This window comes from Sphingopyxis italica (assembly GCF_011926545.1).
Taxonomy (GTDB): Bacteria; Pseudomonadota; Alphaproteobacteria; order Sphingomonadales; family Sphingomonadaceae; genus Sphingopyxis; species Sphingopyxis italica.
In genome coordinates this window covers 190,411-204,510 of sequence record NZ_JAATIT010000001.1, presented here as the reverse complement: position 1 = coordinate 204,510, position 14,100 = coordinate 190,411, and the positions used below count along the sequence as shown (strand labels likewise).

At 67.9% G+C, this 14,100-nt stretch carries 11 protein-coding genes; all 11 read left to right on the top strand.

Annotated features, from left to right (window positions below; translation table 11 throughout):
* Nucleotides 1–3 precede the first annotated feature (3 nt).
* The 11 genes from GGR90_RS00820 to xrtA all read left to right on the top strand — a co-directional run bounded on the left by GGR90_RS00820 (nucleotide 4) and on the right by xrtA (nucleotide 14,089).
* Nucleotides 4–1,542, top strand: coding sequence for an acyl-CoA ligase (AMP-forming), exosortase A system-associated (locus tag GGR90_RS00820; protein ID WP_167918548.1), 1,539 nt, complete (start codon nucleotides 4–6; stop codon nucleotides 1,540–1,542).
* 126 nt (nucleotides 1,543–1,668) lie between these two features.
* Complete coding sequence (locus tag GGR90_RS00815; RefSeq protein WP_167918546.1) at nucleotides 1,669–2,898, top strand: pyridoxal-dependent decarboxylase, exosortase A system-associated; 1,230 nt, start codon at nucleotides 1,669–1,671, stop codon at nucleotides 2,896–2,898.
* Nucleotides 2,899–3,069: 171 nt separating this feature from the next.
* The gene (locus tag GGR90_RS00810; protein ID WP_167918544.1) at nucleotides 3,070–3,723 is read left to right on the top strand and encodes an XrtA/PEP-CTERM system exopolysaccharide export protein; all 654 of its coding nucleotides are present in this window, start codon (nucleotides 3,070–3,072) and stop codon (nucleotides 3,721–3,723) included.
* Between the two features lie 47 nt (nucleotides 3,724–3,770).
* Nucleotides 3,771–5,294, top strand: coding sequence for an XrtA system polysaccharide chain length determinant (locus tag GGR90_RS00805; protein WP_167918542.1), 1,524 nt, complete (start codon nucleotides 3,771–3,773; stop codon nucleotides 5,292–5,294).
* Between the two features lie 14 nt (nucleotides 5,295–5,308).
* Complete coding sequence (locus GGR90_RS00800; protein ID WP_167918540.1) at nucleotides 5,309–6,331, top strand: P-loop NTPase; 1,023 nt, start codon at nucleotides 5,309–5,311, stop codon at nucleotides 6,329–6,331.
* Nucleotides 6,331–8,043, top strand: a complete 1,713-nt coding sequence (locus tag GGR90_RS00795; protein ID WP_167918538.1) for a hypothetical protein — start codon at nucleotides 6,331–6,333, stop codon at nucleotides 8,041–8,043. The genes GGR90_RS00800 and GGR90_RS00795 overlap by 1 nt, the downstream gene beginning before the upstream one ends.
* A gap of 23 nt (nucleotides 8,044–8,066) precedes the next feature.
* Complete coding sequence (locus GGR90_RS00790; protein WP_167918536.1) at nucleotides 8,067–9,308, top strand: XrtA/PEP-CTERM system-associated ATPase; 1,242 nt, start codon at nucleotides 8,067–8,069, stop codon at nucleotides 9,306–9,308.
* A 163-nt stretch (nucleotides 9,309–9,471) separates the two neighbouring features.
* On the top strand, nucleotides 9,472–10,332 hold the full coding sequence (locus tag GGR90_RS00785) for an XrtA system polysaccharide deacetylase (protein WP_167918534.1): 861 nt from the start codon (nucleotides 9,472–9,474) through the stop codon (nucleotides 10,330–10,332).
* A 17-nt stretch (nucleotides 10,333–10,349) separates the two neighbouring features.
* The gene (locus GGR90_RS00780; RefSeq protein ID WP_342449905.1) at nucleotides 10,350–11,396 is read left to right on the top strand and encodes a FemAB family XrtA/PEP-CTERM system-associated protein; all 1,047 of its coding nucleotides are present in this window, start codon (nucleotides 10,350–10,352) and stop codon (nucleotides 11,394–11,396) included.
* Nucleotides 11,397–11,408: 12 nt separating this feature from the next.
* The gene (locus tag GGR90_RS00775) at nucleotides 11,409–12,614 is read left to right on the top strand and encodes a TIGR03087 family PEP-CTERM/XrtA system glycosyltransferase (RefSeq protein WP_167918530.1); all 1,206 of its coding nucleotides are present in this window, start codon (nucleotides 11,409–11,411) and stop codon (nucleotides 12,612–12,614) included.
* The gene (xrtA, locus tag GGR90_RS00770) at nucleotides 12,611–14,089 is read left to right on the top strand and encodes an exosortase A (RefSeq protein WP_167918528.1); all 1,479 of its coding nucleotides are present in this window, start codon (nucleotides 12,611–12,613) and stop codon (nucleotides 14,087–14,089) included. Before GGR90_RS00775 ends, xrtA begins: the two co-directional genes overlap by 4 nt.
* Nucleotides 14,090–14,100: the final 11 nt, after the last annotated feature.

The window sequence follows — 14,100 nt, the reverse complement described above, 5'->3', positions numbered from 1 at the left end:
CCGATGACCAAAGCCGAAAACCCATCTTCGCGTCCGATCGACCATCTCGCCCTGCGCGGCGCGGCGGATGCGGCTGCGCTGCTGATCGGCGACCGGGTCACGAGCTTTGCCGACCTCGACGCCGGGGTCGGCCGGCTTGCATCATGGCTGCTCGATCAGGCGGGCGGCCCCGGCGAGCGCGTCGCGAGCTGGAGCGCGAAGACAAGGGCGGCCTGCCTGATGCCGCTTGCCGCGGCGCGCGCGGGGCTGATCCATGTGCCGGTCAATCCGCTGCTCAAGGGTCCGCAGGTCGCGCATATTCTTGGCGACAGCGGCGCGAAGCTGCTTATCACGAACGGCGCGCGCGCCGATATGCTCGGCGATGCGCGTCCGGAGGATTGCGCGCTGCAGGACCTGAAAATCGCCGAAGAGGTGATCGATTCGGGCGGGGGGGGGCTGCCGCTCTCGATGGCCGAGCCGGGCGACCTCGCCGCCATCCTCTACACCAGCGGTTCGACCGGGCGGCCGAAGGGGGTGATGCTGAGCCACGCGAACCTGTGGCTCGGAGCGGAGAGCGTCGCTTCCTATCTCAAGATCATTCCCGAGGACCGCGTGCTCGGCGTGCTGCCATTGAGCTTCGATTATGGCCAGAACCAGCTGCTTTCGAGCTGGTATGCGGGGGCTGCACTCGCCCCACTCGACTATCTGACCGCGCGGGATGTCGTGAAGGCGGTGGGGCGGCACAAGGCAACGACGCTCGCGGGGGTGCCGCCGCTCTGGGTGCAGCTCGTCGAGGCCGAATGGCCCGCCGACACCGCGGCCCATCTGAAACGCCTGACCAACAGCGGGGGCGCGCTGACCCCGTCGCTGATCGACGCGATGCGCCGGACTTTCCCCAAAGCCGACATCTACCCGATGTACGGCCTCACCGAGGCGTTCCGCTCGACCTATCTCGACCCCGCGCTCGTCGCCGATCATCCGACCTCGATGGGCCGCGCGATCCCGCACGCCGAAATCCTCGTCTGCCGCCCCGACGGTAGCATCACCGCCGACGACGAGCCGGGCGAACTCGTCCATACCGGGCCGCTGGTAGCGCAGGGTTATTGGCGCGACAAAGAACGCACCGTGCAGCGCTTCAAACCCGCCCCTGCCGCCTCGCGCTATGGCGGCACCGCGGTCTGGTCGGGCGACACCGTCCGCCGCGACGCGTCGGGACTCCTCACTTTCGTCGGCCGCGACGATGCGATGATCAAGACCGCGGGCAACCGCGTCAGCCCGACCGAGGTCGAGGATGTCGCGGTCGCGTCGGGGCTGATCTATGAAGCCGTCGCCTTCGGCGTGCCCGATCCGCGGCTCGGCGCCGCGATCGTGCTGATCGTGCGCGGGAGGGGCGGCGCTGCGGACGAAGAGGGGCTCGCCGTCTATCTCCGCCAGAACCTCCCCAATTTCATGCAGCCGCAGACCGTCGAATGGCGGGATGAACTGCCGCGAAACCCGAACGGCAAGCTCGATCGCGTCGCCATCGCCGCGGGCTGGACGCAGGAGCATGATGATGCCCAATAAATCCGTTCGCATCGAGCGTAGTCGAGATGCCCTTCGGCCGAGCGCTGCCCCGATGGGTGTCTCGACTACGCTCGACACGAGCGGGTTCGGAAGATGGAATTTGTGCCCGGGATCGGGAGGAATGGCATGAAGCCGCACGGTCCGATCCCGCCCGGCTTCGCGGCCGATGTCAGCGGCATGCTGCTGATCGGCGGTGACCGCGCCGAAACGCTCGCCGACGTCGCGGGCGACACGCCGCTCTTTGTCTATGACAGCGCGATGCTCGCCGCGCGCGCCGCCGAATGGCGCGCCGCGATGCCCGCCGAAGTGCAGCTTCATTACGCGATGAAGGCGAACCCCTATGCGCCGCTGCTCGCCTTCATGGCGGGGCTCGTCGACGGGTTCGACGTCGCCTCGGGGGGCGAGCTCAAGGCGGCGCTTGCGAGCGGCATGGCGGCGGCCGCCATCAGCTTCGCCGGCCCCGGCAAGCGCGACCGCGAGCTCGAGGCGGCAATCATCGCCGGCGCGACGCTCAACCTCGAATCGGCGGGCGAGGCGGAACGCGCGCTGTCGATCGCGGACCATCTCGGCCTCACGCCGCGTCTAGCGGTGCGGGTCAATCCCGACTTCGACCTCAAGGGGTCGGGCATGAAGATGGGCGGCGGCGCCAAACCCTTCGGGGTCGACGCCGCCGACGTTCCAACGCTGGTTCGCCGTCTGCTCGATGCCGGCGCCGACTGGCGGGGCTTCCATATTTTCGCGGGATCGCAGGCGCTTGACGCCGGCGCCATCGCCGACACGCAGGCGCAGACCGTCGCGCTCGCCGCGCGGCTGGCGAATGAAATCGGCAGGGCGCCGCCGCTCGTCAACTTGGGCGGCGGCATGGGGGTGCCCTATTTTCCCGGCGATACCGCCGTCGATGCGACCGCGGTCGGACAGGCGCTCGGCGAAACGCTGGGCGCGCGCGACCCGATCCTCACGGACAGCCGCTTCGCGATGGAACTCGGCCGCTGGCTGGTCGCCGAGGCGGGGGTCTATCTGACGCGCGTCGTCGATCGCAAAACCAGCCATGGCGAGACCTTCCTCGTCACCGACGGCGGCCTCCATCACCAGCTCGCCGCGAGCGGCAATTTCGGCACGGTGATCCGCCGCAACTATCCGATCGCCGTGGCCAATGCCTTTGACCGCGAGCCCGCCGAAACCGTGTCGGTCGTCGGCTGCCTCTGCACGCCGCTTGACCGGCTTGGCGATCAGGTCGCGCTGCCGCGCGCCGACGTCGGCGACCTGATCGCGATCTTCCAGGCGGGCGCTTATGGCGCGAGCGCGAGCCCGGCGACGTTCCTCGGGCAGGGGCCGGCGCGCGAAATGCTCGTCTGACGCGGCGCGATCTGTTCCCTATCGGGACAGTTTGGCGCGGCCGCGGTCCAGACTTATGTCAATACTAACATTATGTTCACCCTTTTCGAGCAAGGACGGACGCTGACGATATGGCTGTCGCCGCTTAAGTTCTGACCGCGGCTCCCCCGGCGGCTCGAAAGGTTGATGATTATGACTTCGTTTTCCTCGCTCCGCATCGCGCGCGCCGCGCTCGTCTCCGGCATCGCCGCGACCGCGCTCACCGGCTGCATGGGGGCGGGCAGCGCGCCGCAGCTTCCCAGCGCGAATTTCGTCGCGAATCAGGAAGGGCCGGGCGAGGGATATATCATCGGCCCGCTCGACGAGCTCCAGATCTTCGTGTGGCGCAACCCCGAACTCGGCGGCAAAGTGCAGGTGCGCCCCGACGGACGCATCACCACGCCGCTGATCACCGACATGCCCGCCGTGGGGAAAACCCCCACGATGCTGCAACAGGACATCAAGCTCCAGCTCAGCCAATATATCACCGACCCGATCGTCAGCGTGATCGTCACCAGCTTCAACAGCACCTTCTCGCAACAGGTGCGGATCGTCGGCGCGACCGAGAAACCGGCCTCGATCCCGTTCCGCGCCAATATGACCGTGCTCGACGCGATGATTGCAGTCGGCGGCCTGGGCGAATATGCCGCTGGGAACAAGGCGCGACTCGTCCGTTTCGACAAGGGCAGTGGGAAGCAGCAGGAATTCTCCCTGCGGCTTAATGACCTGATCAAGCGCGGCGATATCAAGGCGAACGTGCGGCTCCAGCCGGGCGATGTGATCATCATCCCCGAAAGCATGTTCTGATATCGACCGGCGGCCACCCACCCATCTCCCAAGGATCAATTCGAGCGATGAACAGCCTCTACGACGAATTCCGGGTGGCAGTGCACAGCGTCTGGACGCGCCGCTGGCTCGTGCTCGCGGTCGCGTGGGGCATCTGCATCCTCGGCTGGCTCGCCATCGCGTCGATCCCGAACCGCTATGACAGCCGCGCGCGCCTGCTCGTCAACATCAACCAGATCCTGCCCGATGACGCGGGCGGCGCTCGGGGGCCGCGGATCGACCAGATCCGCGAGACGCTGACCAGCGCGCGCAACATGGAAAAGGTCGCGGCGACGACGGGTCTGCTCCCTGCCGGCGCGAACGAACGCGAAAAGGCCGGTACGGTCGCGATGCTGCAAAAAAATATCAAGGTCGTTCCGCAGCAGGACAATATCTTCGAAATCACCTCGAGCATCGCGGTCGGCAGCCTTTCCGACGCCGACAATGCCAAGCTCGCGTCGGGGGTGCTCGACAGCCTGATCACCGTGGTTCGCGACGCCCAGCTGCGCGGCGGCCGGATGAACGCGCGCGAGAGCCTGAAATTCCTCGATTCGCAGATCGCCGACCGCGAAAAGGCGCTGCGCGAGGTCGAGGCGCGCCGCGCGGCGTTCGAGGCGCAGAATATCGGGCTGATCGGCGGCGGCGCAGGCTCGCCCGCGCAGCGCGTCGATGCGGCGCGCGCCGAACTCGGCCAGATCGATTCGCAGCTCGTATCGGCGCAGGCGCAGCTCGCGGCGGCGAACGGCCAGCTCGCCTCGACCCCGCAGTCGATCCCCGGCGGGGGCGGCGTCGGCGGCGGTGTCGCCCGCCAGCAGCTTGCGGGGGCGCAGAACGAGCTGTCGGCGATGCGCGCGCGCGGCCTGACCGACGCGCATCCCGACATGATCGCGATCAAAAGCCAGATCGTCTCGCTGAAAGCCATCGCCGATCGCGAAGGCGCGGGCGGCGGCGGCATCCAGAACCCCGCCTATGCCACGCTCGCCGCGATGCGCGCCGAGCGTCAGGCGACGGTGAGCGCGCTGTCGGCGCGCAAGAGCCAGTTGATGGGCGACATAGCGAAGATCACCGCACAACAGATCCAGAACCCCGGCATCGCGGCCGAATATGACCGGATCAACGGCGAATATACCGCTTTCAAGGCGCAATATGACAAGCTGCTCGGGCAGCGCGAGCAGGTGCGGCTGCGCGGCGAGGTGCAGACCGAAACCGACGCGATCAAGATCGAGCTGCTCGACCCGCCGTCGAAGCCGACGAGCCCCGCGGCGCCCAACCGGCCGCTGTTCCTGACCCTTGTCCTGCTCGCGGGCATCGGCGGCGGCATCGCTGCCGCCTTCGGCCTCGGCCAGGTGCGGACAAGCTATGCGACCGCGGCGAAGCTCGAACGCGCGAGCGGGCTGCCTGTGATCGGCTCGATCACCGAGGTGGTGACGCCCGAACGCCATGTCGAACGGCGCAAGAAGCTCGTCTGGCTGGCCAGCGGAGGCGGCGCGCTCGTCGGGCTCTACGCGCTGCTGCTCGTCGCCGAATTCATCCAGCGCGGCATGGTTGCGTGACGGGGGACGATGACATGAACGATCAACGCAAAGTCAAGCGCCCGCCCTCGCTCCTCGAACGCGCCGCCGACATGTTCGGTATCGATCCCGCCGCCAACGCGCCGACGATCGATGTGTCGAACCTGCCGCCCGAACCCGAGAAAAAGGCGAAGAAGGCGAAGCCCGCTGAACCCGCCGCAGCGTCGCAGCCCGAAATCCTGGAGCCGGTGGTCGAGGCTGCGCCCGCCGTCGAACCCGCCCCGGCGCCCAAGCCGTCACCGCGCAAGGATGTCGCGAAGGCGGCGCCCGCGATCGTCCCGGCGCGGCAGGGAAGCATCGACCGCGAGCGGCTTGCGGCGCGCGGCATGATCGTGCCCGGCACGCCCGTCACCGGCATCGCCGAAGAATATCGCATCGTGAAGCGCGAGCTGATCCGTAATTTCGGCGGCGCCGGCAACCGTCCGATCCTGCCGCGCGGGCACCGGGTGCTGATCGCTTCGGCGAACCCCGGCGAGGGCAAGACCTTTTCGGCGGTCAATCTGGCCCTCAGTCTCGCGGTCGAGGCCGATCACGACGTGCTGCTGATCGACGCCGACATTGCGAAGCCGAGCGTAATCGAGGCGCTGGGGCTGGAGGATGGCCCGGGCCTGATGGACGCGCTCGCCGATTCGCGCTTGGCCGTAGGCGACTGCCTGATCCAAACCGACATTCCGGGGCTGAAGGTCATGCCCGCGGGCACCGGACATATGCACGATACCGAGCTTCTCGCGTCGGCGCGGACCGAGGCGTTGCTCGCGCAGCTCGAGGCGGGCGCGCCGGGCCGCATCCTGATCCTGGATTCGCCGCCGGTGCTCGCCGCCTCGCCCGCCGCGGTTCTCGCGGGTCACGTCGGCCAGACGATCATGGTCGTGCGCGCCGACGAAACATTGGAATCGGCGCTCCGCGACGCGATCGGGCTGATGGGCGCGTGCCCGCATATCCAGCTGCTTTTGAACGGCGTGAAATTCTCGCCGGGCGGTCGCCGCTTCGGCACCTATTACGGGCAGGGAGGCGCGTGATGCGCACCGCAACCACCATGCGTCCCGTCGCGGCGCTGGCGGCCCTCCTGCTCGCCGGGACCGCGACGGGCGCGCACGCGCAATTTTCGGGCGACCCGGGCTCGGGCGCCGGCGAGGCGTCTTCGAGCGCGCCTGCGGCCGAATCCGGCGGCGCGGCGGGGCGCGGCGAACGCCAGCGTCCCCGGCGTCAGATCGACGTCAGCCCCTATCTCGAGGTCGGTCAGGTGCTGACCGCCGACCTCAAAAATGGCGGCGACGTGCTCACTTACACGACCGTCGCGGCCGGCATCGATGCAGCGATCGTGACGCGCCGCGCCGAACTCGCCGCGACCTTGCGTTACGAGCACCGCTTCGGCTGGAACGGCGATCTCGGCGATTCGGATACGATCAGCGGCCTTGCACGCGGGCGGATCGAGGTCGCACGCGGCCTCAACCTCGAAGGCGGTGCGCTCGCGACGCGCACCCGCGCCGACGGGCAGGGCGCCGACAGCGGCCTGTTCATCGGCGACGCCAGCAACGTCGCCAACCTCTATTCGATCTACGCCGGCCCAACGCTGACGCGGCGGATCGGCGGGCTCGACTTCGGCGCCGGCTATCGCTTCGGCTATACCAAGGTCGACATCGACCAGCCCGCGATCCTGTCGCCCGATGTGCAGCCGCAGGATATTTTCGACAGCTCGACCAACCATGTCGCCTGGGCCAGCCTCGGCGCGCGTCCCGGCGACCTGCCGTTCGGCTGGCAGGTGTCGGGCGGTTACGAGCGCGAGGATGCGAGCCAGCTCGACCAGCGATATGAGGGCAAATACGCCCGCGCCGACGTCACCATGCCGATCGGTCCGACGGTCGCGCTGCTCGGCGGCGTCGGTTACGAGGATATCGAGATCGGCCAGCGCGACCCGCTGCTCGACGCCGATGGCGTTCCCGTGCGCGACGCCAATGGCCGCTTCATCACCGACAAATCGACCCCGCGCCGCCTGTCGTTCGACACCGACGGGCTGATCTGGGACGCCGGGGTGATGTGGCGGCCGAGCCGCCGCACCTCCCTTACGGCAAGAGTCGGCCGCCGCTATGGCGATACCATCTATACCGGCAGCTTCGCCTATCGAGCCGACCATGCGACGACGATCCAGGTCGGCGTCTATGACGGGCTGTCGAGCCTCGGCCGCGGCCTGTCGGGCGGGCTCGCCGCGCTGCCAACGCAGTTCGACCCGACGCGCAATCCGATCGGCGGCAATATCAACCCGTGCGTGTTCGGCCAGGAGGGCGGCGGCTGCCTGAACAACCAGCTCGGCAACGCGACCTCGGCGCAATATCGCAGCCGCGGCGTCCAGGCGACGCTCGCTTCGCGCTTCTCCGGCTGGGCTTACGGCGTCGGCATCGGTTACGACCAGCGCAAGCTGCTCGCGCCGCAGCTGTCGCCGATCGGCGGGCTGAACGGGATCAAGGACGAGAGCTATTATCTCTTCGTCTCGGCGGGCCGCCAGCTCGACGTGGATTCGGACCTCAGCCTCTCGGGCTATGTCAATTATTTCGACAATGGTGCGCCGGGGGCGAGCGATGTCCAGTCGGCCGGTTTGTCGGCCGCTTACTCGCGGCGCTTCTGGCGCGGCCTCACCGGGACCGCGGCGGCCAGCCTCAACGCCTTCGATCAGGAAGGCTTCAACAGCCAGCTTATCGGCTCAGCTTTGGTGGGACTGCGTTACAACTTCTGACCAGTCGAACGGGAATATAAGCGATGTACGATCAATTCTACGGTTTCACCGGACGTCCGTTCCAGCTGACGCCTGACCCGCATTTCTATTTCGAAAGCGGCACGCACCGCAAAGCGATGTCCTACCTTGGCTATGGCCTCGCGCAGGGTGAAGGCTTCATCGTCATCACCGGCGACGTCGGCGCGGGCAAGACGACGCTCGTCGGCCATTTGATGAACACGATCGACCCCAATCGCCTGACCGCGGTCAAGCTGGTGTCGACGCAGGTCGAGGGCGACGATCTGCTCCGCCTCGTCGCCGAACAGTTCGGCATCGAATGGGAAGGCGAGAGCAAGGCCGAACTGCTGCGGTCGATGGAACAATATCTGCGCGAACAGGCGCGCGCGGGCAAGCGCACGCTGCTGATCGTCGACGAAGGGCAGAATCTCGCGATCTCGGCGCTCGAAGAGCTGCGCATGCTCTCGAACTTTCAGCTCGGCGGCCACTCGCTGCTGCAAATTTTCCTGCTCGGCCAGCCCGAGTTCCGCCAGACCCTCTTCCACTCGCCGACGCTCGAACAATTGCGCCAGCGCGTGATCGCGACGCACCACCTCGATCCGATGGAGCCCGAGGAGGTCGAACCCTATATCCTGCACCGCCTCGGCAAGGTCGGATGGACGGGCAACCCCAGCTTCAGCCCCGACGCGTTCGAGGAAATCTTCGATTATAGCGAAGGCGTGCCGCGCAAATTGAACGTCCTCGTCAGCCGGCTTCTGCTTTATGGCGCGGTCGAACAGATGAACCGCATCACCGCGCAGAATGTGCGCTCGGTCGTCGCCGAGATCGAGGCCGATCGCGGGCTCGACGCCTCGACGCTCGCGCCGCTGCCGGTCGAAGAGGTCGTCGCGGCCGCCGCGGCCGCCGTCGCGCCGACCCCCGCTCCCTTCGCCGCCCCGACGCCCGCGAACGAGGCGCCGGTCGAATGGCCGCAGCGTGCTGACGGTCCGGTCCCTTTCGCTGTGGCCGCCGAACCGGCGCAGGTCATCACCCTGACCCCGCCCGCCGCCGCAGAGGATGTGCTCGAACCGGCACCAGAGGCGCCCGCCGTCCCGGCGGTAGACCCCGAACATCTCGCCGCGCTCGAAGCGCAAGTCGCGTCGCTCGAGGAACGTCTCGTCGAACAGGATGCGGCGTTGCGCCGCGTGCTCGACCTGCTCATCGAATGGGTCGAGCGCGATCCCGAAAACGCACCCAACCCGGCGACGTCGCGAACCTGGGCCGCCTGACGAAACAATCACCCCTCCCCTTCAGGGGAGGGGCAGCGAGACTTGGGAGCTTGCTCCCTAGGCGTAGCGGGGTGGGGTCCATCGACCTTGCGCAATCTCGATGGACCCCACCCCAACCCCTCCCCTAAAGGGGAGGGGCTTAAGGGCGATAAGGGCGAAGGAAATGCAGAACGGCTTGTCGGTCGATGTCGAGGACTGGTTCCAGGTCGGCGCCTTTGAGCGCACGATCGACCGTGCCGACTGGCCGACGCTCGAATGCCGCGTCGAGGCGAATTGCGACGCGGTGCTGCGGATTTTCGCCGAGGCGGACGCGACGGGAACCTTCTTTACGCTCGGCTGGGTCGCCGAACGCTATCCCGCACTGATCAAGCGCATCGTCGCGGCGGGGCACGAGCTCGCCAGCCACGGCTATGATCACAAGCGCGTCTTCAACATGACGGCCGACGAATTCGCCGCCGATCTCAAGCAGACGCGCGCCATCCTCGAAGACCTCGGCGGCGTCGCGGTGCGCGGTTATCGCGCGCCGAGCTTCTCGATCGATACGCGCACGCCTTGGGCGCATGCGGTGCTCGCCGAACAGGGCTATGCTTATTCGAGCAGCGTCGCGCCGGTCGTCCACGATCATTATGGCTGGCCGCAAAGCCCGCGTCACGCGTGGCGGCCGGTGGCGGGCAGCGACCTCGTCGAATGGCCGGTCACGACCGCGCGTTTTGCGGGGCGCACGCTGGCGGCGGGTGGCGGCGGCTTCATGCGGATGCTCCCCTATGGCTTCACGCGCTGGGCGATCGCGCGGATGAATGAAGAGGGGCATCCGGCGATCCTCTATTTCCACCCTTGGGAAATCGACCCCGGCCAGCCGCGCGTCGCCGATGCGCCGATCAAATCGAAAATACGCCATTACAGCGGCTTGTCCGCCATGGCTGGCAAGCTGAAGAAGCTGCTCGCCGACTTCGAATGGACGCGCGCCGACGCCCTGCTCCCCGTGCAGCAGCAGCGCGCGCAGTCGTGGCGCACCGCCGCGTGAATGCGCCGACGCTTGCCGTGCAGGACGGGTTTTCCGGCGTGCCGCTACCCTGCGCGGGCGAATGGGACGCCTATGTCGCCGCGCACGCGCAAGCGACGCCCTTCCACAGCCGCGCGTGGTGCGAGGCGATCACCCGCGCCACCGGACATCAGTGCCATCTTGTCACCGCGCGCGACGCGAACGGCGCGCTGACCGGCATCCTGCCGCTTCATCATGTCCGTTCGCCGCTCTTCGGTCAGGCGCTCGTCGGCAGCGGCTTCGCGGTCGATGGCGGTATATTGGCCGACGATCCGGCGGTGGCGGCAACGCTCGCGCAGGGCGCGGCCGCAATGGCGCGCTCGCTCGGCGTCCCCTCGGTCGAACTGCGCGGCGGCCCTTTGCCCGAAGGCGAGGGCTGGGCCCGTGAGGAAGGCGTCTACGCCGGCTTTGCGCGCGACCTCGCCGCCGCCGACGACGCCGAACTCCTCGCCATCCCGCGCAAACAGCGCGCTGAGGTACGCAAGGCGCTCGAAAGCGGCCTGACCGTCACGACCGGCCGCGACGCCGCCGAGCGCCGCGACCATTATCGCATCTACGCCACCAGCGTCCGCAACCTCGGCACCCCGGTTTTTCCGAAGGCACTTTTCGACGCCGTGCTCGATGCGTTCGAAGGCGATGCCGATATATTGACCGTGCGCGAGGGCGGGCGTCCGGTCGCAAGCGTGCTCAGCCTCACTTGGCGCGGCACGGTGATGCCCTATTGGGGCGGCGGCACCGCCGATGCCCGCCGCCTGCGCGCCAACGAACTCATGTATTTCGCGTTGATGCGCCACGCGCGCGAAAAGGGCTGCACGCGTTTCGATTTCGGCCGGTCGAAGGTCGGAACCGGCCCCTTCGCTTACAAGAAGAATTGGGGTTTCGAGCCGCAGCCGCTCGTCTACGCGCGCTGGCTCGCGTCGGGTGAGAGGCCGCGCGACACCAATCCCAATAGCGCCCGATACCGCCTCCAGGTCGATCTCTGGAAAAAGCTGCCGCTGTGGGCGGCGAACCGGATCGGGCCGCTGATCGCGCGCGGGCTTGGTTAGGTTTTTGGGCTAATGGCCGAAATCCTGTTCCTCGTTCATCGCGCGCCATGGCCACCCGACCGCGGCGACCGCATCCGCAGCTGGCATATGTTCGAGGCGCTGGCGAAGCTGGCGCCGGTGCATGTCGCCGCGCTCGCCGACAATGAAGCCGACGCCGCGCGCGCGCGCGACAAGATGGCACCGCTTTGCAAGAGCCTGGCGATCGAAGTGCGCAAGGCGTCGCGTCCGATGGCGCTAATGCAGGCCGTCTTGACCGGCGAGCCGGTATCGAACCGTCTGTTCCGGAGCGCCGCACTCGCGCGTCAAGTCGAGGCGCTGATCGGGCAGGGCGGTGTGAGCCATATCGTCGCCTTTTCGGGCCAGATGGCGCAATATCTTCCCACGCGGTTCGGCGGGCCGGTCTTGATGGACTTTGTCGACGTCGATTCGGCCAAATTCAAGACCTACGCCGAACAGGACAAGCGTCAGCCGCTCAACTGGGTGCATAAGCGCGAAGCGCTGATGCTCGCCGCCTATGAGGCGAAGGTCGCGCGCCGCGCCGACGCGAGCCTGTTCGTCAGCGAAGCGGAGGCGGCGCTGTTTCGAGCGCAGAGCGGGTTGGATGCGGACCGGGTGCGCGCGGTCGAGAATGGCATCGACACCGATCGGTTCGATCCGGCGCTTCCATCGGATGCGGTCGGCGCGGGCGAGGGGCCGCTCGCGGTCTTCACCGGTCAGATGGATTACCGCCCCAATATCGACGCGGTGCGCTGGTTCGCGACCGACATATTGCCGCTGGTTCGCGCGCGTCATCCGTCGGCGCGCTTCGCGATCGTCGGCCGCGCGCCCACCGCAGAGGTCCGCGCGCTCGAAAAGCTGCCCGGCGTGATCGTGACCGGCGAGGTGCCCGATGTGCGCCCGTGGCTCGCCGCCGCCGATGCGGTGGTCGCGCCGCTGCTGCTCGCGCGCGGGGTGCAGAACAAGCTGCTCGAAGCGATGGCGATGGCGCGCCCGGTGGTGGCGAGCGCCGCCGCCGCGACGGGCATCGACGCGGTGCCGGGCGAGCATCTGCTCGTCACCGACGGGACAGACAAGATGGCCGACGCCGTTTGCGCGCTCTTTGACGATCATCCTGCCGCAGCGGCGATGGGGCGTGCCGCCCGCGCACGGATGATCGCGCGTTACGGCTGGGACGCGCGCATGGCGCCGCTCGGCGAGTTGCTGGGATTGCCCGCATGACGCTCTGGCAGCGCCATCTCGCTGCGCTTGGCCTACTCGCGGCCGTCATCCTTGCGCTCTTCTGGCGCGATGCCGCCGACATGGCGGGCATCTGGTGGAATAGTTCGACCTTCACCCATTGCCTGCTGATGGTGCCGATGATCGGTTGGCTGGTGTCGCAGCGCGTGGCGCTGCTGCGCCCGCTGACACCCGTCTTCTGGTGGCCCGCGCTCGTCTGGATGGCGGGGGCGGGGCTGACATGGCTTATCGGTGAGGCGGCGGGCGTCGGCCTCTTCCGCCAGCTCGGCCTGATCCTGATGCTGCAGGGGGCGGTCGGCGCGGCGCTCGGCGAAAAGCTGGTGCGCGGACTGCTCTTCCCGCTCGGCTATGCGCTCCTGCTCGTGCCGTTTGGCGAGGAGCTGGTGCCGCTGCTCCAGACCTTCACCGCGCATATCAGCGTCGTCCTGCTCCACCTCTCGGGCATCGCCGCTGAGATGCAAGGCGTGTTCATCACGACGAAAGCGGGCTTCTTCGAGGTCGCCGAGGAATGTTCGGGGGTCAATTTCCTCATCGCGATGCTCGCTTACTCGGTGTTCGCGGCGCATCTCTGCTTCAAAAGCTGGACGCGGCGCATCGTCTTTGTCGCCGCGGCGCTCGCGACGACGATCCTCGCCAATGCGCTGCGCGCCTATGGCACGATGGTCGCCGCCGACATCTGGGGGATCGAGGCGGCGGGGGGGATCGACCATATCTTCTATGGCTGGATCTTCTTCGGCCTCGTCATCCTGATCGTCATGCTCGTCGCGCTGCGCTGGTTCGACCGGCCGGCGAATGATGTCGCGGTCGATGTAAGCGGACTGACGGGGGTGCCGCGCTTCGCGGGTCCGGCGAAGGCGGTTCTCCCCGCCGCGCTCGCGGTCCCGCTGCTTTTTGCCGGTTGGGGGATGCTCGCTGGCGGGCGCAGCGCGCCGCTGCCCGAAACCATGGCGGTGGAGGCGCCGCCGGGCTGGCGCGATGCGCGCGTGGACGGCACCGCCTGGACACCGCGGTTCGACGGCGCCGACCAGCGGCTGCTCCGCCAGTTCGCGAACGACAAGGGACAGATGGTGACGGTGGCGGTCGGAGCTTACGAACGTCAGGCCGAAGGGCGCGAAGTCGTCGCCTTCGGGCAGGGGGCGGTCGACCCCGACAGCAAATGGGCGTGGAGCGCCGCGCTGCCTGCCATCGAAGACGCAAAGGCCGAGCGGCTGCTCCACCCCGGCCCGGTGCTGCGCGACGCCGCCACCTGGTATGTCGTCGGCGGCACCGTGACCGGCGATCCGCGCCGCGCGAAACTCGCCGGGCTTCAGGCGCGGTTGCTGGGCGGCGATCCGCGCGCGCTATCCTTGATCATATCGAGCGAGGAGCGGCACGGCGGCCTCGATGCGATCACCGATTTCGTTTCCGCGTCGGGTGGAGTCAAAGCGATGGCTGACCGCGCGCTGAAAACGCGTTAAAGGCGGTTCCT